Here is a 19,582-nt window from a genome sequence, read left to right as displayed (position 1 = left end):
GGAACGATCGGGTCGACCGGCTACGTCGCCGGTCGCGACACGGCCCCCATCAAAGCCATTCGACGCGATACTCACAGCGGTGATCGCCGTCCGATCGACACTGGTCGCCGACTTCCTCGACCTGCACGGGGTTGTCGGCGAACTTCTTCGCGACGCCCTTGATGAGCCCCTTATCGAATTCACACGGATAGGGGTTCTCACAGGTCATCACACCCGCGTTCGGACCTTCCTGTTGGAACTCGTAGGAGCCGATCTCGCTGCCGCGGTGGTTCTGGTGGTAGGCCGTATCGATCGCCCGTAACGCGTTATCGACTTCGGACAGGTCCGGCGGAAATTCGACGTGTTCGGGGACGTTCTGGCCCATGTTTCGCATCCTGACGTCGCCGTATTCGTCGCGCATATCGTACAGCATGGCAAGCGGGACCTGGAGCGGATACCATTCGTCGGGCTCGATCTCCTCGAGTCCGTACTCGGCGAGTTTGGACGTGATCTGTTTCCCCACGAACGAGGAGATCGATTCGCCGGCAGCGATATACGACAGGGGACTCCGCCCGATCACTTCCGCGTCCTCGAGTGAGGCTTCGAATCCGATTCGGTCATCGACTGCCTGCAGTTCGTCGCTGGACTGGGACTCCTCGTCGGCGCTCCCGACGAGTCGCTTGATCCAACTGTTCAGTGTGGCCATAACGAGTACAGAACAGCCCCAGTCTATCTAATAACTTTAGCTATCGATCCGGTAAGATTATATGTCTCGGATTGTCACGGCTCGCGATCAGCGACGTTCCGGTCGCTTCGGATGGCAGTTGTCGGACGGTTCGCGGCAACAACCACTCCCGATCGCGCTTCGAGACGAAAGGCAGGCCACGACTCGACGCACAGCGAGGCGACCGAGGCGTCGATTGCCGGACTGCGTCGGGAACGAGTGATCGTCGCGAACGGCACCGATACCGATCCGAACGCAACCGATCCGACGCCAGCGAGCGCCTCCGGCGACGAAACGCGCTGAAATCGCTTCGTTCCCCCTCGTCGCCGATTCTCGAGCCGTAACGCGCGACTCGAAACGGGTCGCTTAAGTGCCTCCGTCGGATAGCGACGCCCATGGCAAACGGCAAATACGCCGCGCGCAAGCTCAAGAAGGACCGCCAGAATCAGCGGTGGTCCGACTCGGACTACGCGCGCCGCGCCCGTGGACTTCGCGAGAAGTCCGATCCCCTCGAGGGCGCACCTCAGGCCCGCGGTATCGTACTCGAAAAGGTCGGCATCGAGGCCAAACAGCCTAACTCGGCGATTCGGAAATGCGTCCGGGTCCAGCTGATCAAGAACGGCAAGCAAGTCACCGCGTTCTGTCCCGGTGACGGTGCGATTTCGTTCATCGACGAACACGACGAAGTCACCATCGCCGGGATCGGTGGGGCCAAGGGTCGTGCGATGGGTGACCTCTCCGGTGTCAACTACAAGGTCGACAAGGTCAACGGCGTCGCACTGAAGGAACTCGTTCGCGGGAACGCGGAGAAACCGGTGCGATAACCATGGCGGCAGAAGACCAACCCGACCCGGACGCGCCGGCCGGCGGCGCGGACGTTTCGGCCAAGCTGTTCGGCGAGTGGGAGATCGGCGAAATCGAGTACGCCGACCCCTCGACCGAACGCTACATCACGGTATCGCCCGTCGCTCACACCGCGGGTCGCCACGCCAGCAAACAGTTCAAAAAGTCCGAGATCTCCATCGTCGAGCGCTTCATCAATCGCTTGATGCAGACCGAGGAGAACACGGGCAAGAAACAGCAGGTCCTCAACTACGTCAGCGACGCGTTCGACATCGTCCACGAGCGCACCGAGGAGAACCCGATTCAGATCCTCGTGACCGCCGTCGAGAACGCGGCCCCGCGCGAGGAAACCGTCCGCCTGAAATACGGTGGTATCTCGGTCCCGAAGGCCGTCGACGTCGCGCCCCAGCGCCGCGTCGACCAGGCCCTGAAGTTCCTCGCCGAGGGCGTCTACAACGACTCGTTCAAGACGACCACTGACGTCGAGGAGGCCATCGCGAACCAGCTCATCGGCGCGTCCAACTACGACGTTGGCACCTACGCCGTCAGCCAGAAAGAAGAGAAAGAGCGCGTCGCGGCAGCTGCACGCTAACGCGTTATGCCGTCGCTTTTCGGTTTTCTTCGGGCGGGATAGCTTCGCCTTCCGGTAGCGAGCGGGCTGCTCGTGACCGCGGGCCATTTTCGACGGACATAGCAGTTTGAGATCGCTTCTCCGAGTCGAGGCGCTTCCGCCGGCCGACTCGAGGCCGAAGATACTTCCGGTTGGTTCTTGCACCCGCATTCTACTGCTGTCCATATTGTTGATATTATTATCTTGACGTATATTATATTAAGATAAACTTTTGTCAACAGGCAACTATTGGTCGAATGTACCATGACGGATGTTACACAGTACCTGAAGAACCACCCACGACTGATCGGCGCGCTGTTTACGATCCTATTGCTACTCGGACAGACAGGCAACGTCGCAGCGACGAACGCGAGTACCTTCGTCGGCCCCTAAACCGGAGATCGCGGACCGGGAACTGATTTCGTGTGCCAGTGTTGACCGCCGTCGGGTCTCGACCACCGTGATCGATTCCGTCCGTCGGACTCGAGTCAGTCGTCGACGAGGTCGGTACTCCACTGGACGTGTCCGTCCCGTATTACGGGGAACAACGCCTCATCGAAAAGCGCCTCGAGTTCCGACTCCGTCACCGGAATCGGCCCCGTCTCACCGGGAACGACGAAATACGACTCGACCGAATCGATGTGTGGCGACAGGACGCTTCCGTGCCGTCTGTTTGCCGCCGTGTACGCGACGATGTTCGCCGTGAGCGTGTCACGTTCCCCGGATACCAGACAGACGTTCGGGATTCGCGTTTCGGACTGTGTGATCGTCGTTCTGCCATCACCGACCAACTGGTACTGTTGCCCGACGATGTTTTCCTGCCGGGCGATGTCCAGCGTGCTGTAGAGGGAGAACCCGAGGTTCAACAGCCGGGAAACGAGGACGCCGACACTGACTGCGCCGCTGTTGACGACGTTACTGAGCGTGACGATTCCGCCGATACTTCCCCGCTCGACGAGATGCAGTCCCTGTTCGTGGGATCGACATGCGTTCAATAAGAACGCCTTTATGCCGACGGTATCGACTGTGTGGGCATCTAACTTCCCGTCCGAACACTGGAATCCCTCGTCGTCGATGTGTCCGATGTAGTGTAAGAAGTCGCTGTCTTTCGCGAGAACGGCCGCGAGGTCGTCCGTGGTGAGATCGTAGTGGATCGTCGTCTCGAACGGGAGTCGCGTCCGGCTCCCGTAGGTTCCGTTGACGCTTTCGAGTTCCTCGCGCATATCCGGGTCGTTACAGACGACCTCGATTTCGATGGGGCCGTCTTTCGGCGTTCGCCCGATATCGTTCCGGTAGGCCGTGACGGACGTGGTGCTGACGATTTCCGTCTCGTCGATACCGGTCCACGACTGCTGGATCGTCGGGGCGTCCGACTGGTCGGTCGCCGTCTCGACGCGTGCGTCCCCACGGACGGAACTGGGCTGTGTGCTTCGCACGAAATCGTCCCGCGTGAACGCGTCGATCGCCCGTTCCGCGACCGGCTCCGGCCCCGCCCGGTCTCGGTCGCTTTCTCTCGTCGTGACGATCGCGAGATCGTCGGCGAGAAACGGGAGAAACGGCACGTGATCGGCGGTCGGCTCGAGCCGTGTCTCGAACTGCCAGTCCGGGAGATGGGGTTCCAGTTTCTCGTATGGAATCTCGAGATAGCGCTCGAGCCGTTCGGCCAACGGTCGGTCGTACGTGTCCGCGATATCGAGGTCGATCACCGGTTCGATCGATCGTCGTTCGCGTGACGGGAGCGGCGTGTTTCCTTCGGTCCTGACGACACAGTCGAGAAGGAACGTTCGTTGCAGGGCCCGCTTGACTGCCGGTTCGAACCCGTCCGAACCGTCGAGTGACTGCGTGTATCCGCTTTCGGTGACGATCCGTGGCCTCGATCCCGGAACGACTGCCGCATCGAGATAGTACGCGAGCGGTGCGACGACGAACACGTGCCGGAGTGTCTCGGGAACCGCTATCCGAACGCTGTGATCTCGATCGAGTGGGGCCGGTATCCGGAGTTCGTCGCCGAGTTCGAGACGGGGCGGATGCCCCCGCAGCGTCGGATACGTCCGTTCCGGTGACGTCGTCTTCAACTCCGAGCCGAACGCCGACACTGCGGCCATCAGATCGGTCGGCGCAGTCGTCGTCGTAATCGTTCTCGCCGGGCGCTTGTGTAACGATCTGGCCCCGAGGTGGACAGCCGTCTCCGTCCCGAAGGTGAGATACGTCTTCTCTCGGTCCGAAAACACCTGTACGGAACCGGTAACACGAGCGTATACCTTCAGCGGACCGGACAAATCAAGCGTATACTCGTCCGGCGGGAGCCCCAATTGCTCGGTCGGGCTTACCTCGGTGAGCATCAGCCCGTCCGAGTTCCGAACGAGGACCGTATCGGGCTTCGGTAACGTGATCGAATCGGTCGTCACCGTCACTGCGGACCCGATCGGAAAGCCGATCCGATCAGTATCCGCTGCCGATGGGGTTACCGGACTTCCGGTCTCGAGATGGTAGCGGTGTCGCTCGATCGGATCGATTATTTCTACGCCGCGTCGTGTGGGCTCGAATTTCGGTTTCATTGGAACGGTCACTCGTGCGGTCGCCCGCGAACCGCCGGGGTCGTCGCTCGGAACTGGGCTGGCCCCGAGCCGTTACTCGGCGCCGACCGATACCCAACCGGAACGGCGGTCGCCGTCCTCGATCGTCCAGCGCTCCTGGTAGTCGCCGTTCCGCTCGCGGAGTTCAACGATAATATCGAAAAGCGGCGAGAGAGTCTGGACGATCCTGGCATCGCGCTCGACCGGCAGGTGGTAGTGGGCCATCCCATTGACGTCCCGCGTTCGTCCGTTGATGAGATGGAGGAATTTGAACACCCGCTGGCGACCGTCCGCCTCGAGCAACGGGAGCAGCGAGTCGATCCCCAGCCTGACTTCGCCGGGTTCGAGCGCGGCGGTATTGGTTTCGAAGTCCTCGATCCCCTGTTCGATGGCGAGCCCGAGGTCGGCGAGCGACTCCGCTTCGGTCGTTTCCGTCCCGACCGACGGTGTCTCCCCTGGCTCGGCCGTTGTGACGTTGCGAGCCTGCGTCTCGTAAGCGATGACCGAGAGGGCTGCCGACCCGGCCTCGTCGATGTGGTGTGTGGCGTGGTGTGGGCCCGCCGTCGTCGAGACGAGGACGCGTCGCCGGACCCGATCGGCATCACAGCCAAGCAGCCGTCGACAGGCGTCCCGACACTGATCGGGGCGGACGGAGCCGACGACGAGAACGCTTGCCCCCCGGCGTTTCAATCGCGATAACTCGTCGGAGAACCCCCCGTCAGTAGCCCCCACGCCGTCCGTTCCCGAGAACATTCTCTATGTTCCACACGTTCTTGGCATCAAACAATAAACGTTCGGGCCGAACTGTAGGCTGGCTCGAGCGATGGGCGTCGCGTTGTGCGCTGTGGGTGTCGATGCCGGACCCGCACGTCACGACGGTACTCAATCGGCCGCAAGGCCGTCACCGCCGACGTACGACCGGGTCGCATCGACCAGCACCTGTCGGTACGTACTCACGTCGGTCTCCCGCCCGAGTTCCCGGAACCGCCGTTTGAACCCTTCGAAGTCGATTTCCGGGGCGTCCATCGCTGCCGCGTGCGCGAGGTCGTAGAGTCGGTGGTCCCTGTCGACGAGGTCGTGTCGCTCCGCGAGCGCGAGCGCGAAGGCCGCGTTCACCGCCGTGATCTCGGGGTCGGCGCTGGCGGACAGCCGCTCAAGGCCGGGACGGGGCGGCGTTTCGGGCCGGTCGGCCACCGCCGCGGCCAGACTCGACTCGAGGAAGGAGAGCAGTTTCTCGCCGGGACCGACCGAGAGGGTGATGTCGTCGGCGTAGATGTCTTTCATGTGGTTGGCGATCTGGTAGCAGTGCGAGAGCTTGCGGCGTTCGACGCTCTTGCCGGCCAGTGCCAGGTAGAGAACCTCCTCGGTCGACTGGGTGTGTGAGGGGTGATCCTGTTCGTGACGCGCCATGTGTGCGAACTCGTGGAGGGCGAGTTCGCTGGCCATCGCGCTCGAGGCGGCCTGTCGCGAGATGTTCAGGACGTGGCGATCGTCGTAGTGGGCGGCCCAGGTCCGTTCGTCGGGATCGTCCCGGAGCTGGACGTGGACCGGCAGCGAGAGGTCGTGTTCGGTTTCGAAGCGGTCTCGGGCGCTGAGGAATGGAGAGGTCGGGCCCGGTCCCTGCACGCGAATATCCATGTGTAGTTCTACCAAGAGCCGACGGGATTTGACTCTTTTGTGCGTTCGCACGTCATCGACTCCGTCGCGTTCGTCGTCTCACATCGCGGGCGGCAACCGACTCGCGGCCGGATCGACATAATATTGGGAGTGATTCACTCACTCAAATTGGATATTCCAACGTTCAAACCGGGAACGACGGCGGATTTCGGCGCCGACGAAACACTACCCTTTTGACCCCGCTGCCGGTAATGAGGGGTATATGGGCCGACGCAAGAAGATCGTCCAAGAGTGTGAACGGCTGATGGACGAACCGAAGAACATTCGGAACATCGCCATCGCCGCTCACGTCGACCACGGGAAAACGACCCTTACGGACAATCTGCTGGCTGGTGCCGGCATGATCTCCGACGAGACTGCCGGTGAACAGCTCGCGATGGACACCGAGGAAGACGAGCAGGAACGTGGGATCACCATCGACGCGGCGAACGTCTCGATGACCCACGAGTACGAGGGTGAGAACCACCTCATCAACCTCATCGACACGCCGGGCCACGTCGACTTCGGTGGCGACGTCACCCGCGCGATGCGGGCCGTCGACGGTGCCCTCGTGGTCGTCGACGCCGTCGAAGGGGCCATGCCCCAGACCGAGACGGTGCTGCGACAGGCACTTCGCGAGGGCGTCAAGCCGACGCTGTTCATCAACAAGGTCGACCGCCTGATCTCCGAGCTGCAGGAGGGTCCCGAGGAGATGCAACAGCGTCTCCTCTCGGTCATCCACGACGTCAACGAACTCATCCGCGGCATGACCGAGGAGATGGACGACATCGAGGACTGGACGGTCTCCGTCGAAGACGGTACCGTCGGCTTCGGCTCCGCACTGTACAAGTGGGGCGTCTCCATGCCGTCGATGCAACGTACCGGGATGGACTTCGGCGAGATCATGGAACTCGAGCGCGCCGACAAGCGCCAGGAACTCCACGACCGTACGCCGCTGTCGGACGTCGTCCTCGACATGGTCTGTGAACACTTCCCGGACCCCCTCGAGGCCCAGCCCCGTCGTATCCCGCGCATCTGGCGCGGTGACGACGAGAGCGACCTCTCGGAGTCGATGCGCCTCGTCGACGAGGACGGCGACGTCGTCCTGATGGTTACCGACATCGGGATCGACCCCCACGCCGGCGAGATCGCCGCGGGACGTGTCTTCTCGGGTACCCTCGAGAAGGGCCAGGAGCTGTACGTCTCCGGGACCGCCGGCAAGAACCGCATCCAGTCGGTCGGGATCTACATGGGCGGTGAACGCGAGGAGGTCGACGAGGTTCCCGCCGGGAACATCGCCGCCGTCACGGGTCTCAAAGACGCCATCGCCGGCTCGACCGTCTCGAGTGTCGAGATGACGCCGTTCGAGTCGATCGAACACATCTCGGAGCCGGTCATTACGAAGTCCGTCGAGGCCCAGAACATGGACGACCTGCCGAAGCTGATCGAGACGCTGCGACAGGTCTCCAAGGAGGACCCGACGATCCAGATCGACATCAACGAGGACACCGGCGAGCACCTCATTTCGGGACAGGGTGAGCTTCACCTCGAGGTCATCACCCAGCGTATCGAGAAGAACCAGGGTATCCCGGTCAACACCGGTGAGCCGATCGTCGTCTACCGCGAGCAGCCCCAGGAGCCCAGCGACGAAGTGGAGGGCATCTCGCCGAACCGGCACAACCGCTTCTACATCTCCATCGAGCCGATGACGGACGACCTCGTCGAGACCATCAAGCGCGGCGAGGCCTCGATGGACATGCCCGAGCAGGAACGCCGTGAGGCCCTGCAGGAGGCCGGCATGGAGAAGGAGACCTCTCAGAACGTCGAACACATCCACGGGACGAACGTCCTCATCGACGACACGAAGGGGATTCAGCACCTGAACGAGACGATGGAACTCGTCATCGAGGGGCTCGAGGAGGCCCTCGACAACGGCCCGCTCGCAAACGAGCCGGTTCAGGGGACGCTCATCCGCCTGCACGACGCACGGCTCCACGAGGATACTATCCACCGTGGCCCGGCACAGGTCATCCCCGCGACCCGCGAAGCCGTCCACAAGTCGCTGATCGACGGCAAGATCAAGATGCTCGAGCCGATGCAGGACGTCCGCATCGACGTGCCCAACGACCACATGGGCGCGGCCTCGGGCGAGATTCAGGGCCGTCGTGGCCGCGTCGACGACATGTACCAGGAAGGCGACCTGATGGTCGTCGAGGGCATCGCGCCCGTCGGCGAGATGATCGGCTTCGCCTCGGACATCCGCTCCGCGACCGAGGGACGGGCCTCCTGGAACACCGAGAACGCCGGCTTCGAGGTCATGTCCAACTCCCTCCAGCGCGACAAGATCATGGAGATCCGCGAGCGCAAGGGTATGAAGCTCGAACTGCCGCCGAGTATCGACTACATATAAGGCCGCCGTTCGAAACGGACAGCCTCGCACCTACGTGCTGATCGGACGCGTTCGGTTCTTTCCGATCAGCCGCGCTTTCTATCGACCGCGAGTGGCGACGCTCTCACGGTCGTCGACACCGTGTTCCAGTTTCGACCGTCGTTCCGACGAACCCTGTCGTGACGTGGAACCGCTTGATGGCTCTCGAGGAGTCGTGACGTTGTCCTGTCGTAGCCGTTGAGTCGCCACTACCCGTTCTCGGTGCATCGTCGATCGGCATATTGACTGTCTATTAATTTAATAAATCTAAAAACGGTTGAGAATCATTTGTAATTTATAGTCGAAAATATTTATCACTGGTGGCATAGTTTGTTGCGCCACTCACACGCAAATAAGTCGTATTGCGAACGCGGTCGGTCAGTGCAGGTAACCGACGAGTGGCAATGCTGTGAGTCCGCCAGCGCCGGGCGTCGTACGGCGTCAGAGAGCAACAATGAATCGACGCAAGTTCATCGCGAGTACAGGCGGTATCGGCACGGCAGCTATCGGCACTGCAGTAGTGCTTTCGGGTTCAGCAGCAGCAGAAATCGGCGACTATCGGTTCACCGGAACTAGCATCAGCGGGGAAAGTGACGACGGGTCCCTCTCGGACATTCGTGCAGGTGCGACCAACGTCGTCTTCCAGTACGAAGGACTGGACGAGGACCCAGGGGAAGCGACGGTCGAACTCCAGGTGGTCCACGGCGGCAACGCGGCGACGATCGACGAGGCGACGACTTCGGTCAGCGGCACCAGCCAGTCGGACGTTTCCCTCGGAGAGGACCTCTCGGGGAGCGTCCTCGATCACGACGGTCTCTCCGCATCCGATTTCCGAGCGGAAGAAGACGGCAGTGTGACTGAAAAGAACGTCGCCCTTCGCCTCAAAGTCACGGTCAACGACGTCAGCGGCTCGAGCGAGACCGATCTGAACGTCGTCATGCGCAACGCGGCCGCGGACGCCGGAATCGGTGGCGAAGCCGACGGTGAGGTCGTCACGGAAGAAGAGGACGAAGATCCTGGCGATGACGGTCCCGTCGCGGAGATCAACGCCATCATCGAGGACATCAACGCGGAACTCGCAAACGTCGAGCCGGTCGGTACGATCGACGACACCGACGACGAGACGATCGGTGCGCTCATCGAGGAGATCTTCACGCAGGTCACGGCCGAAATCGAAGCCCAGGCCGGCGTCGAGTACGATGTGAGTACGCCCGCGGAGGCACGGGAAGCGGCCGAGGAGGCCACGCTGCCGCCGATCGCCGACGCACTGAACAACGCGGCCGACGCCGTCGAGGAGATCGCGGCCATCGCCGACTACACTATCGACGACGGCGGTGACGACGGTGGCGACGACGAACCGGTTGCGGAGATCAACGCCATCATCGAGGATATCAACGCGCAACTCGAGAACGTCGAGCCGGTCGGGACGATCGAGGACACCGACGACGCGACGATCGGCGCGCTCATCGAGGAGATCTTCACGCAGGTCACGGCCGAGATCGAAGCCCAGGCCGGTGTCGAGTACGACGTCAGTACGCCCGCGGAGGCCCGGGAGGCGGCCGAGGAGGCCACGTTGCCGCCGATCGCGGACGCGCTGAACAACGCGGCCGATGCCGTCGAGGAGATCGCGGCTATTGCCGACTACACCATCGACGACGGCGGCGACGGTGACGACGGCGACGGCGAGAACGGCGATAGCGAAACGGTCGCGGAGATCAACGGCATCGTCGAGGACATCAACGCGCAACTCGAGAACGTCGAGTCGGTCGGGACGATCGACAGCACTGACCCCGAGACGATCGACGCCCTCGTCGATGAGATCTTCACGCAGGTCACGGCCGAGATCGAAGCCCAGGCCGGCGTCGAGTACGACGTGAGTACCGTCGAGGAGGCCCGTGCAGCGGCTGAAGAGGCCATGCTCCCGCCGATCGCGGACGCGCTGAACAACGCGGCCGACGCCGTCGAGGACATCCGGAACCTGGCCAGCCAGTAACACCGTTAGTATCGGTGCGGGCGACTGATCCGGAGGCAGTAACCCGGCCATCGACGGTGATTCCGTCGCGGTAATCCCCCGAACTGGCCGCCGGCGCGCGTTCGCGGCGATCGTCCGCCGTCGGCACCCCTCCCCGTCGAGTCAGCAACGGACGACCCAGTCGTCGACGAGGATCCGATCGCACAGTATTTCTCACCTCCACTGGTCAGCATATCCCGCCCCAGACGTATCGACTCCGGACCGAGATCACCGTTCTGACGGGCTAGGTGATTCCGAACAAGGGAGACCCTGCGGGAGCGTGCTACTCGCGTTCGCCTGCACCCAGCGCCGACTCGCCGACCTTCTCGTGGCCTTCGATGACCGCTTTGCCGCCCATGTACGGCCGCAGGGGTTCGGGGATCGTGACGGTGCCGTCCTCGTTCTGGTAGTACTCGAGAATGGCCACCATCACCCGGGGGATCGCGAGTCCCGACGCGTTCAGGGTGTGGAGGTACTCGGCCGACTCGTGGCGCTCGGGCCGGTAGCGCAGGCCGGCACGCCGGGCCTGGAAGTCCTCGAAGTTCGATGCGCTCGAGACCTCGAGCCAGCGCCCGCCGTCCTCGGGGCCGTCGTCCATGTCGTCGCCGGGGGCCCAGACCTCGATGTCGTAGGTCTTGGCGGAGGCGAACGTGAGATCGCCGGTACAGAGTTCGAGGATGCGGTAGGGAAGGTCGAGCCGACGGAGGACCTCCTCGGCCTCGTCGAGCAGGTCCTCGAGGCGGTCGTAGCTGTCCTCGGGTTCGACGAAGTTGACGAGTTCGACCTTGTTGAACTGGTGGACGCGGACGATGCCCCGGGTTTCGGTGCCGTGTTCGCCGGCTTCACGCCGGAAGTTCGGGGTGTAGGCCTGGTGTTTCAGCGGGAGGTCGTCGTCCAGCAGGATCTCGTCGGCGTACATGTTGGTGACCGGGACCTCCGCGGTGGGACAGAGCCAGAGGTCGTCGTCGTCGTAGGCCTCCTCGTTGCTGCCACCCAGCCGGTAGGCGTCGTCGGCGAACTTCGGCAGCTGTCCGGTTCCCTGCATCGCCGAACTCTTGACCGGGACCGGCGGGAAGACGTCGACATACCCCTGCTCGCGGTGGACGTCCATCATGAACTGGATCAGGGCGTGTTCGAGCTGTGCGCCCTCGCCTTTGAGGAAGTAGAAGCCGGCACCGGTCGTCTTGGCGGCCCGTTCCTCGTCGATGATGTCGAGTTCCTCGCCGAGTTCGTAGTGAGGGGTGACCTCTTCGGGGAGGTCGTGGTCCCCGTCGAAGCCCCAGCGGCGGTCCTCGACGTTGTGGCGCTCCTCGAGGCCGAGCGGCACGCTCTCGTGGGGGACCTGTGGAATCTCGAGGATACGTTCTCGGAGTTCCTCCTCGAGTTCGACGCCTTCCTCTTCGACCTCCTCGATCTCGGCTTTGAGTTCCCGCGACTTCTTGATGGCTTCTTCGCGCTCCTCGTCTTTGCCGTCGGCGACGAGCTGGCCTATTTTTTTCGTGATTTGGTTGCGATCGTGGCGCAGGTCGTCGCCGCGTGCTTTCAGCTCGCGCCAGCGTTCGTCGAGTTCGAGGAACTCGTCGATGTCGACGTCGGCCCCGCGGTTCTCGAGGGCGTCGCGTACCTCCTCCGTATTCTCGCGTATATAGGTCCGGTCGAGCATTGATCTTGCCCGTGCGTTCTTTGTGCCCGGGCAAAACCGTGTCGGAAGGCTGCGTCTTACGAGTGTCTGTACCGGCGGCGGGAAACGCTTTTTTCGTCGGCGGGCGGACTCTCGAGGTATGGATCCGCTCGAGGGCGAGACATCGTCGGCGTCGATCGAGTACGAGCCGGTCAGTGTCAAGGACGTACTCGTCGAGATGAAAGACACCGCGGAGCTGTTGATCGACCTCTCGTACTCGGCGGTCCTCCACCGCAGCGAGGAACTCGCGACGGAGGTCCTCCGACTCGAGGAACGGATGGACGTCCTCGAGATGCGAGCCCGAATGAGCCTGCTGATGGCCGCCCGGAAGCCGGCCGACGCCGAGCAGCTCGCGCCGGTGCTGGGCATCGTCGGGGCCGCCGACGAGATCAGCGACGCCGCCGGCGACATCGCGAAGATCGTCCTCGAGGACATGGGGTTGCCCGAGGCGATGCGGGCGGCCCTGCCCGACGCCGCCGAGGCGCTGCTCCGGGGCGTCGTCGCGGCCGATTCCCCCTACGCCGGCCGCACGTTACAGGAGATCGATCTCGAGTCCGAGACCGGCGTCCGGGCCATCGCGCTCCGGCGGGGCAACGAGTGGCTGCTCAATCCGGGGCCGACGACACGGATCGAGGCCGACGATGTCGCGTTCCTCCGGGGGCCCGAGTCGGCGATCGGCGACGTCTGTGAGACCCTGACCGGGGAGGTCTACGAAGCGCCCACGGTCGAGAGTCCCGATATCGACGATCTCGAGCGGGCGGTGGACACGATCATCCACATGAAAGACTTCTCGGAGCTGGCGGTCGATCTGGCCTACAGCAGCGTGCTGTTCGACAGCGAGGAGCTGGCCGAGGAGGTCCGCAACTTGGAGGTCGAGGTCGACGCGATGCAGTCGCGATTCGAGGCCTGGACGTTGCGGGCGGCCGCGGACGCGACGGATCCAGTCGTGTTGCGCGGACTGATCCAACTGGGCAGTAGCACCGAGCGGATCAGCGACACCGCGATCGAGATCAGCGAGGGCGTCCTGCGCGATATCGACGTCCATCCGGTCGTCCAGTTGGCGGTCCAAGAGAGCGACGAGATCATCGCCCGCATCCCGGTCGAACGGGACAGCGATCTCGACGGGACCGCGGTGACCGAGGGCGTCCCCGACGCCGACTCGACGATGTCGGTAATCGCTATCCGCCGGCCGGACGAGGGCTGGCTGCTGGTGGCCGACGCCGACGCCGAACTGCGCGGCGGCGACGTGTTGATCGCGAAGGGGACCCGGACGGCCGCCGCCGCCTTCCGGGATCTCGCGTCCGCGTAGCCGGTGGGGGCTCACGGGCCCACCGGGTCGCTCGCGCTTTAAGTGGTTCTGGTCACAAGATGAAAATACGACGGGAAAACGATCCGTTCTCGAGTCGACTATGACCGGCGAGACGCCAGTCCGTCGTTCGAGCCTCGAGTTCCGTTCGGGACGGTCTCAGTTCAGGACGACGATCGCAACCCCCGAGAGGACGATCACGCCGAGGATGTCACAGACGTTCGTGACGATCGGGATCGTCGTGTCGTCGGGGTCCAGCCCCTGTTTGTAGGAGACGTAGGTCGCGAGGACGCTGAGGACGATCGCGAGCCCGGCCAGTACCATCCCGCTGACGACCGAGATGAGCATGAGGTCAACGAGCGCCATCGGTTCGGCGATGAACTGGCCGACAAGCCAGGCGACGATCCCCAGCGCGGTGAAGATCGTCGCCGCGAGCCCGAAAATCGCCACCACGTTCGTCCACAGCACCTCGTCGCGGGGATCGAACTCGAGCAGGCCCAGGTGGAGCCGCGTCGAGAGCCGCGAGGAGAGGATCGCGCCGAGGTTGCCGCCCATGCCGATCATCACGGGCACCAAGACGAGCAGCGTGGGGTTTGCGAGGTAGGTCTCCTCGAGTTCCTCGAGGACGTAGCCCGACCCCATCTCGAGGATCGAGAGCGCGATCAGGATGGGAAACATCGTGGCGACGATGCTCCGGATCGACCAGGTGTTGACCGACTCGTCGGGATCGGTCGCGCCCATCAGAAGATCACCCCGACGACGGTGATCGCGACGAACAGGAAGACGACGCCGAAGATATCGCCGAGCGTGGTGACGATCGGCCCGATCAGGTTGTCGGGATCGAGCCCGTACTCGTAGCTGGCAAACACGAGCGCCAGCATGCCGAAGATCAGCGTCACCGAGGTCAACACGCCCGAGACCAGCATGATACCGACGAGTTCGACGAGTCGGGCGGACTCACGACCCAGCAACTGGAGAATTCCCCACGAGAGGACGCCGATGAACACCGAGATGCCGATCCCGTTGATAAAGGAGGCCGCGACGGCGTTGACGAGTCGCCGGTCCCACGAGAACTCCGGATCGATCATCCCCTGATGGAGGCCACTCGAGATGCGCGCCCCGAGCGCGCCGTAGACGTTCCCCCGGGTCGCGAGGAATGCGGGCAGGAGCAACAGGAGGCCGGGGAACCGCTCGAATCCCGCGGTCATCCCCTCCGAGCCGAGGACTGAGCCGGCGAAAACCCCGCCGGCGAGGCTGACCACGAGGATCGGCAGTGACTCGCGGTAGATGCGCCACGCGTCTTGGCGAGCCGCCATAGCGTCGTCTAACGCAGGCCGGACATATACCTACCACGGGTCGAACCCGAGCGGATCGCGCGAAACCATGGGGATAGGTACCGCACCTGAGGGATCGCCAACGTGTTTCGACCGGGCCGGCGTGCTGTCCCGAGCTGGACCTCAGAGGGCGGCGACGAGTCCCCACGCGAGGCCGATCGCGGCGAGCGACCCGGCGAGACCGGCCGCGGCGTTGCCGACCGCGAGGGCGCGGTCGCCGCGTTCGTACAGCCGGACGGTCTCGACGGAAAACGAGGAAAACGTCGTGAACGAACCGCAGATCCCGGTCGCGACGAGTTGCAGCGTCGACTCGCTCGCGCCCGCGAAGACGACGAGCCCGAGGGTAAAGCTCCCGAGAACGTTGACGACGAACGTCGCCACCGGGAGCCGCTCGCTCTCGAGGCGACTCGAGACCCACTGGCTGACCCAGTAGCGACAGACCGCCCCGATCGCGCCGCCGGTGCCGACGACGTGGGCCGGCTCGGGATCGACGGTGACGGTCGCGCTGGCGAGCGCCTCGAGCAGCGGGGCGCTCAGCAGTGCCGGGCTCACGCCGTCTCACCACCGGCGGGTCGGGGACCGCCGAGGCGACGCGCGAGCGCACGACCCGCGAGTACCCCGGCCAGTCCGAACCCGTAGTTGGCGGCGACGATGCCCAGCAGGGCAAGCGGCGTCGACGCGAGCGCGGCCTGCAGCGCGAACGTGCTGTAGGTCGACAGCGAGGAGAGAAACCCGGTCGTGAAGAGGAGTCGCGCCCGCGACGACAGCCGGCCGGCGGCCTCGGCTTCGTAGACGACGACGGCGAGGACGGCACTGGCGACCGCGTTGACGAGGACGATCGACGCCGTATCCGGGACCACACCCATCGCGAAGAACCGGAGGTTCGAGCCGGCGAACCCGCCGATCGCGATCAGTGCGACCGTCTCGAGTCGAACGAGGGGATGTGAGTCTGCCATGGCTGGTGGTGGCAGGGACCGTCAGCCGACCGTCGCCGCGATGTGGGTCGTCACGGCTTCGGAACGGCGGTCGGCAGTTGGGTCAGGCGGGCCCCATCGCCCGGATACGACGCGGTTCGTCCAGGCGCGAAATGAACGTTGCGAACACCGTCACGCCGCGACGAGCGAGGAGGGAAAGATCCAAGGTTAGACTCGCTCTAAACCGAGCCATGGCCGAAGACGTCCCCGCGGACGGTGGTCGGTCGGCGTTCGCGAGAGCGTCGTGGGCGAACGTCCTCGGTAACGTCGTGAAGATCGTCGCCGAGGGAAGCGCGGGACTTGCCTTCGGCAGCGTTGCCCTGCTCGCCGACGCGGCCCACTCGCTGGCGGATCTGGTCGCCAGCGTCGTCGTCCTCGTCTGGGGGCGGAGTTCATTCGACGAACCCGATACGACGCATCCACACGGGCACGACCGGATCGAACCGCTGACGGCGCTTTTCGTCGGGGCGATGATCGCACTGCTCGGGCTGAACCTGCTCTACCGGTCCCTCGAGGGACTCGTGGCGGGCCCCGATATCGAGTTCAGCGTCCTGTTGCTCGCGGCGCTTGGCTTCTCGATCGTCGATATGTACCTGGTCTATCGCTACACCGTCCGTATCAACGACCGTCTCCAGTCGACCGCACTCGCCGCGCTCGCGAAGGACTGTTTGAACGATATCTACACCTCGATCGCCGCCATCGTCGGCGTCCTCGGCGTCCTGGTGAACTACCCGCTGCTCGATCCGATCGCCGGCGGTCTCGTCAGTCTGCTCGTCGTCTATCAGGGCGTCGAGATCGGCAAGGAGAACGTCGACTACCTGATCGGTGCCGCGCCCGGCACGGAGAAACGGGGGGAGATCACGGCCGCCCTCCGTCGCCACCCGGCCGTCGAGGGCGTCCACGATCTGACGGTCTTCTACGACGGCACCGTCCTCGAGGTCGAGGTCCACGTCGAGGTCGACGGCGACATGCCGTTCCGCGAGGCTCACGACATCGAGTCGGCGCTGGTCGATCGCCTCCGGGGCCTCGAGGACGTCGGTGACGCACACGTCCACCTCGATCCATCGGGGATCGGCGAGTGGAAGGAGTCGGCCGAGCGGTGACGGGCAGTCGCCTCACTGCGAACGCTCGGCCGCATCGACGTCCGCGTCGGTGGACGCCGCACGCTGTAAGGTCACCGCGAAGACGCTGCCGTTCGGGCCGGTCTCGACGAGTTCGACGTCACCGCCGTACCTGCTCGCGAGGATCCGCGAGAGGTAGAGCCCGAGCCCGTGGTTGGTCGATCTGCGTTCGAACAGCGTTTCCCTGTCGGCCTCGGCAATTCCCGGGCCGTTGTCGGCGACCCTGACGACGACGGTTTCCGGCCCCCGCTCGGCGGTGACCCGAACGCGGGCCTCGCCCTCGTTGTGTTCGATCGCGTTCTCGAGGAGGTTCGCGAAGATCCACTTGACGCCTTCGTTAGCGCTGACGTGGGCAGTTTCCGGGAGGTCGGCCTCGATGTCGACGTCGTCGAACCGGGTGCGATACTCGAGGAGTTGGGACTCGAGTACCGCGACGAGATCGACCGCACTCTCGCTCTGTGGCCCCCGATTCGCGTCCAGCATCGCCCGAACGTCCTCGATGACGCCGACGAGGTTGTCACTCTCGCGTTCGATCGTCTCGAGGCGGTCGCGGACCGCCTCGCGGTCACACTCCGCCTGCAGGAGCGTCGCGTGGCCCCCGATGATCTGCGAGGAGTTGAGGACCTCGTGTCGCAACAGGTCGTTCAGGTACGCCAGCAGCTCCCGTTCGTCCTCGAGTTGCCGGGCACGGACCGTGGCGGCCGTCGCTTCGACCTCCCTCTGGATGGCCCGCGCTTCGACGTAACCGACGGCGAACCCGCCGACAGCACCCGTGTTGATGGCGAAGTGAGCCCAGGTGGTGTTGCCGGCCACCGAATCGGCGGGAAAGAAGACGATCGACAGCATGTTGACCGCCAGAAAGGCGACCGCGCCGCCGAAACACCACTTGCATACCCGGCCGTACCGGCTCTCATCGATGTCGCTTTCCGTGAGCCGGTAGCCGCCCCAACTCAGTCCGACGGCGGGGACGCCGATCGAGAGCAGGGTGGTCAGGTAGGCGGTGGCCCCGATCGTGTCCGCGAAGGCGAGCCACCAGCCGACGAGGCCGGCGATCGAGAGCCCGCCGAACGCGGTGACGAGCCAGGGCAGCGACGACCGCTCGAGCCACAGCGGAGTGCCGACGAGTTGGCTCGAAGCCGGCGTATCGTGGCTCATATCGGCTCCGATGACGGTGGCGATTCGCGGACGATGCGGGTCATTTACACTGTCCATGAGAGCGAGGTGTGAAATCTGTACCGGCTCTCGGCCCGGGGTCGCCGCGACGCGAGCTTTTATCGGGTCCCATGACGGCGTTTCGATATGGCAATCGGAGACGTCCGCGAGGTCACCGCCGGCGACTGTTCGGACTGCTACTACCTCGATACGGGAATGTACGAAACCAGCGGCTACGGTGCCGTTTACATCCTCGACGATGACCGCCCGGCCGTCGTCGACACGGGCATCGGTACGAACTACGACCTGCTTCGCGAGGCGCTCGCCGAGGTCGGCATCGACCGCGAGGACCTCGCGGTCATCGCGCTGACACACGTCCACCTCGATCACGCCGGCGGGGCCGGCTTTCTCGCCGCCGACTGCCCGAACGCCGACGTCTACGTCCCCTCGCTGGGGGCCGATCACATCGCCGACCCCTCCCGACTGGTCGCGGGGACGAAGGCGGCCGTCGGCGACCAGTGGGACCACTACGTCGAACCCGAACCCGTCCCCGAGGACCGGATCGTCGCGATCGAGGACGGCGATGATATCGATCTCGGGGCACACGAACTGCGAGTCCACGCGGCACCCGGCCACGCCCCCCATCAGGTCGTCTACGAAGATTCCGCGAACGACGCGGTCTTCGTCGCCGACGCCGCCGGCATCTGGGTCCCCGACGTCGAACGGATCAGGCCGACCTCGCCGCCCTCGAACTTCGACCTCGAGCAGTGTCTCGCGGACGTCGAAATGCTGCAATCCCTCGACCCAGTCGTCCTCCTGTACCCGCATTTCGGCCCTCGATTCGTCGGCGACGACGCTGAACGGACCCTCGACGAATACGCGACCGTCCTTGAGGAGTGGGTCGACCGGGTCGCCGACAAACGCCGGGACCTTGCGGACGACGAGGCGGTCCTCGAGTACTTCGCCGAGGAAGCCGAGCTGGCCGACGTCTGGGGCAGGGAGAAAGCCAGCGAGGAGGCGAAACTGAACACGCGTGGCGTGTTGGGCTATCTCGATCACCGGGGGTGACCGGGCAGCGTCGCCGCCATGGCGACTCGGTTCCATCGCTCGGAGCCGATTTCGAAACCAACGTCCAGTCCTTTCGGGTTGAGCGTCCGGTTTCAGGGCGCTCGCCGGTTCTCTCCCGG

General features: G+C 64.2%; 18 protein-coding genes. 8 read left to right on the top strand and 10 right to left on the bottom strand.

Features of this window, described 5'->3' with window-relative positions; genetic code table 11:
* Positions 1-49: 49 nt before the first annotated feature.
* Entirely contained in the window at positions 50-685 is a 636-nt protein-coding gene (locus NATPE_RS17140) for a 4-vinyl reductase (RefSeq protein WP_006182854.1), read from the bottom strand.
* 413 nt (positions 686-1,098) lie between these two features.
* Between NATPE_RS17140 and NATPE_RS17130 the strand changes: the two genes are divergently transcribed.
* The 3 genes from NATPE_RS17130 to NATPE_RS23325 all read left to right on the top strand — a co-directional run bounded on the left by NATPE_RS17130 (position 1,099) and on the right by NATPE_RS23325 (position 2,549).
* Positions 1,099-1,527: a 30S ribosomal protein S12 gene (locus NATPE_RS17130; protein ID WP_004267302.1), complete on the top strand. Its 429-nt coding sequence runs from the start codon at positions 1,099-1,101 to the stop codon at positions 1,525-1,527.
* Positions 1,528-1,529: 2 nt separating this feature from the next.
* Positions 1,530-2,138 carry a 30S ribosomal protein S7 gene (locus tag NATPE_RS17125; protein ID WP_006182852.1) on the top strand — a complete coding sequence of 203 codons (609 nt, stop codon included), beginning with the start codon at positions 1,530-1,532 and terminating at the stop codon, positions 2,136-2,138.
* A 282-nt stretch (positions 2,139-2,420) separates the two neighbouring features.
* The gene (locus NATPE_RS23325) at positions 2,421-2,549 is read left to right on the top strand and encodes a DUF7503 family protein (protein ID WP_006182851.1); all 129 of its coding nucleotides are present in this window, start codon (positions 2,421-2,423) and stop codon (positions 2,547-2,549) included.
* A 95-nt stretch (positions 2,550-2,644) separates the two neighbouring features.
* Here NATPE_RS23325 and NATPE_RS17120 read toward each other — a convergent pair whose 3' ends face one another.
* The 3 genes from NATPE_RS17120 to NATPE_RS17110 form a co-directional block, all read right to left on the bottom strand.
* Positions 2,645-4,714 carry a hypothetical protein gene (locus NATPE_RS17120; RefSeq protein WP_015299241.1) on the bottom strand — a complete coding sequence of 690 codons (2,070 nt, stop codon included), beginning with the start codon at positions 4,712-4,714 and terminating at the stop codon, positions 2,645-2,647.
* A gap of 72 nt (positions 4,715-4,786) precedes the next feature.
* On the bottom strand, positions 4,787-5,485 hold the full coding sequence (locus NATPE_RS17115) for a DUF7504 family protein (RefSeq protein WP_006182850.1): 699 nt from the start codon (positions 5,483-5,485) through the stop codon (positions 4,787-4,789).
* Between the two features lie 129 nt (positions 5,486-5,614).
* Entirely contained in the window at positions 5,615-6,370 is a 756-nt protein-coding gene (locus NATPE_RS17110) for a DUF5781 family protein (protein ID WP_006182849.1), read from the bottom strand.
* Positions 6,371-6,611: 241 nt separating this feature from the next.
* Here NATPE_RS17110 and NATPE_RS17105 point away from each other — a divergent pair, with 241 nt between their 5' ends.
* Both NATPE_RS17105 and NATPE_RS17100 read left to right on the top strand, forming a co-directional pair.
* Positions 6,612-8,798, top strand: a complete 2,187-nt coding sequence (locus tag NATPE_RS17105; protein ID WP_006182848.1) for an elongation factor EF-2 — start codon at positions 6,612-6,614, stop codon at positions 8,796-8,798.
* Positions 8,799-9,270: 472 nt separating this feature from the next.
* Positions 9,271-10,809, top strand: a complete 1,539-nt coding sequence (locus tag NATPE_RS17100) for a hypothetical protein (protein WP_015299240.1) — start codon at positions 9,271-9,273, stop codon at positions 10,807-10,809.
* 301 nt (positions 10,810-11,110) lie between these two features.
* Here NATPE_RS17100 and serS read toward each other — a convergent pair whose 3' ends face one another.
* The gene (gene serS / locus NATPE_RS17095) at positions 11,111-12,490 is read right to left on the bottom strand and encodes a serine--tRNA ligase (RefSeq protein WP_006182846.1); all 1,380 of its coding nucleotides are present in this window, start codon (positions 12,488-12,490) and stop codon (positions 11,111-11,113) included.
* Between the two features lie 118 nt (positions 12,491-12,608).
* Between serS and NATPE_RS17090 the strand changes: the two genes are divergently transcribed.
* Positions 12,609-13,817 (top strand): potassium channel family protein, encoded by a 1,209-nt coding sequence (locus NATPE_RS17090; protein WP_006182845.1) that lies wholly within the window; start codon positions 12,609-12,611, stop codon positions 13,815-13,817.
* A 156-nt stretch (positions 13,818-13,973) separates the two neighbouring features.
* Here NATPE_RS17090 and NATPE_RS17085 read toward each other — a convergent pair whose 3' ends face one another.
* The 4 genes from NATPE_RS17085 to NATPE_RS17070 all read right to left on the bottom strand — a co-directional run bounded on the left by NATPE_RS17085 (position 13,974) and on the right by NATPE_RS17070 (position 16,104).
* Complete coding sequence (locus NATPE_RS17085) at positions 13,974-14,555, bottom strand: magnesium transporter (RefSeq protein ID WP_006182844.1); 582 nt, start codon at positions 14,553-14,555, stop codon at positions 13,974-13,976.
* On the bottom strand, positions 14,555-15,130 hold the full coding sequence (locus NATPE_RS17080; RefSeq protein WP_006182843.1) for a magnesium transporter: 576 nt from the start codon (positions 15,128-15,130) through the stop codon (positions 14,555-14,557). Before NATPE_RS17080 ends, NATPE_RS17085 begins: the two co-directional genes overlap by 1 nt.
* A gap of 141 nt (positions 15,131-15,271) precedes the next feature.
* The gene (crcB, locus tag NATPE_RS17075) at positions 15,272-15,700 is read right to left on the bottom strand and encodes a fluoride efflux transporter CrcB (RefSeq protein ID WP_006182842.1); all 429 of its coding nucleotides are present in this window, start codon (positions 15,698-15,700) and stop codon (positions 15,272-15,274) included.
* Complete coding sequence (locus NATPE_RS17070) at positions 15,697-16,104, bottom strand: CrcB family protein (protein ID WP_006182841.1); 408 nt, start codon at positions 16,102-16,104, stop codon at positions 15,697-15,699. Before NATPE_RS17070 ends, crcB begins: the two co-directional genes overlap by 4 nt.
* Before the next feature lie 209 nt (positions 16,105-16,313).
* Between NATPE_RS17070 and NATPE_RS17065 the strand changes: the two genes are divergently transcribed.
* Positions 16,314-17,225 carry a cation diffusion facilitator family transporter gene (locus NATPE_RS17065; RefSeq protein WP_006182840.1) on the top strand — a complete coding sequence of 304 codons (912 nt, stop codon included), beginning with the start codon at positions 16,314-16,316 and terminating at the stop codon, positions 17,223-17,225.
* Between the two features lie 12 nt (positions 17,226-17,237).
* Here the strand turns inward: NATPE_RS17065 and NATPE_RS17060 are convergent, their stop codons facing one another.
* Positions 17,238-18,398 (bottom strand): ATP-binding protein, encoded by a 1,161-nt coding sequence (locus NATPE_RS17060; protein ID WP_006182839.1) that lies wholly within the window; start codon positions 18,396-18,398, stop codon positions 17,238-17,240.
* Between the two features lie 144 nt (positions 18,399-18,542).
* On the opposite strand from NATPE_RS17060, the gene NATPE_RS17055 reads away from it, so the two are divergent.
* Positions 18,543-19,463, top strand: coding sequence for an MBL fold metallo-hydrolase (locus NATPE_RS17055; protein WP_006182838.1), 921 nt, complete (start codon positions 18,543-18,545; stop codon positions 19,461-19,463).
* Positions 19,464-19,582: the final 119 nt, after the last annotated feature.

It is taken from the genome of Natrinema pellirubrum DSM 15624, from assembly GCF_000230735.2.
In the GTDB taxonomy this organism is placed as follows: Archaea; Halobacteriota; Halobacteria; order Halobacteriales; family Natrialbaceae; genus Natrinema; species Natrinema pellirubrum.
This window is presented reverse-complemented; position numbering and strand designations above follow the sequence as displayed.

What these genes read in the sequence shown, in the direction of transcription:
- NATPE_RS17140 (WP_006182854.1), bottom strand. Translation starts at nt 685, where the DNA reads ATGGCCACACTGAACAGTTGGATCAAGCGACTCGTCGGGAGCGCCGAC.
- NATPE_RS17130 (WP_004267302.1), top strand. Translation starts at nt 1,099, where the DNA reads ATGGCAAACGGCAAATACGCCGCGCGCAAGCTCAAGAAGGACCGCCAG.
- NATPE_RS17125 (WP_006182852.1), top strand. Translation starts at nt 1,530, where the DNA reads ATGGCGGCAGAAGACCAACCCGACCCGGACGCGCCGGCCGGCGGCGCG.
- NATPE_RS23325 (WP_006182851.1), top strand. Translation starts at nt 2,421, where the DNA reads ATGACGGATGTTACACAGTACCTGAAGAACCACCCACGACTGATCGGC.
- NATPE_RS17120 (WP_015299241.1), bottom strand. Translation starts at nt 4,714, where the DNA reads ATGAAACCGAAATTCGAGCCCACACGACGCGGCGTAGAAATAATCGAT.
- NATPE_RS17115 (WP_006182850.1), bottom strand. Translation starts at nt 5,485, where the DNA reads ATGTTCTCGGGAACGGACGGCGTGGGGGCTACTGACGGGGGGTTCTCC.
- NATPE_RS17110 (WP_006182849.1), bottom strand. Translation starts at nt 6,370, where the DNA reads ATGGATATTCGCGTGCAGGGACCGGGCCCGACCTCTCCATTCCTCAGC.
- NATPE_RS17105 (WP_006182848.1), top strand. Translation starts at nt 6,612, where the DNA reads ATGGGCCGACGCAAGAAGATCGTCCAAGAGTGTGAACGGCTGATGGAC.
- NATPE_RS17100 (WP_015299240.1), top strand. Translation starts at nt 9,271, where the DNA reads ATGAATCGACGCAAGTTCATCGCGAGTACAGGCGGTATCGGCACGGCA.
- serS (WP_006182846.1), bottom strand. Translation starts at nt 12,490, where the DNA reads ATGCTCGACCGGACCTATATACGCGAGAATACGGAGGAGGTACGCGAC.
- NATPE_RS17090 (WP_006182845.1), top strand. Translation starts at nt 12,609, where the DNA reads ATGGATCCGCTCGAGGGCGAGACATCGTCGGCGTCGATCGAGTACGAG.
- NATPE_RS17085 (WP_006182844.1), bottom strand. Translation starts at nt 14,555, where the DNA reads ATGGGCGCGACCGATCCCGACGAGTCGGTCAACACCTGGTCGATCCGG.
- NATPE_RS17080 (WP_006182843.1), bottom strand. Translation starts at nt 15,130, where the DNA reads ATGGCGGCTCGCCAAGACGCGTGGCGCATCTACCGCGAGTCACTGCCG.
- NATPE_RS17070 (WP_006182841.1), bottom strand. Translation starts at nt 16,104, where the DNA reads ATGGCAGACTCACATCCCCTCGTTCGACTCGAGACGGTCGCACTGATC.
- NATPE_RS17065 (WP_006182840.1), top strand. Translation starts at nt 16,314, where the DNA reads ATGGCCGAAGACGTCCCCGCGGACGGTGGTCGGTCGGCGTTCGCGAGA.
- NATPE_RS17060 (WP_006182839.1), bottom strand. Translation starts at nt 18,398, where the DNA reads ATGAGCCACGATACGCCGGCTTCGAGCCAACTCGTCGGCACTCCGCTG.
- NATPE_RS17055 (WP_006182838.1), top strand. Translation starts at nt 18,543, where the DNA reads ATGGCAATCGGAGACGTCCGCGAGGTCACCGCCGGCGACTGTTCGGAC.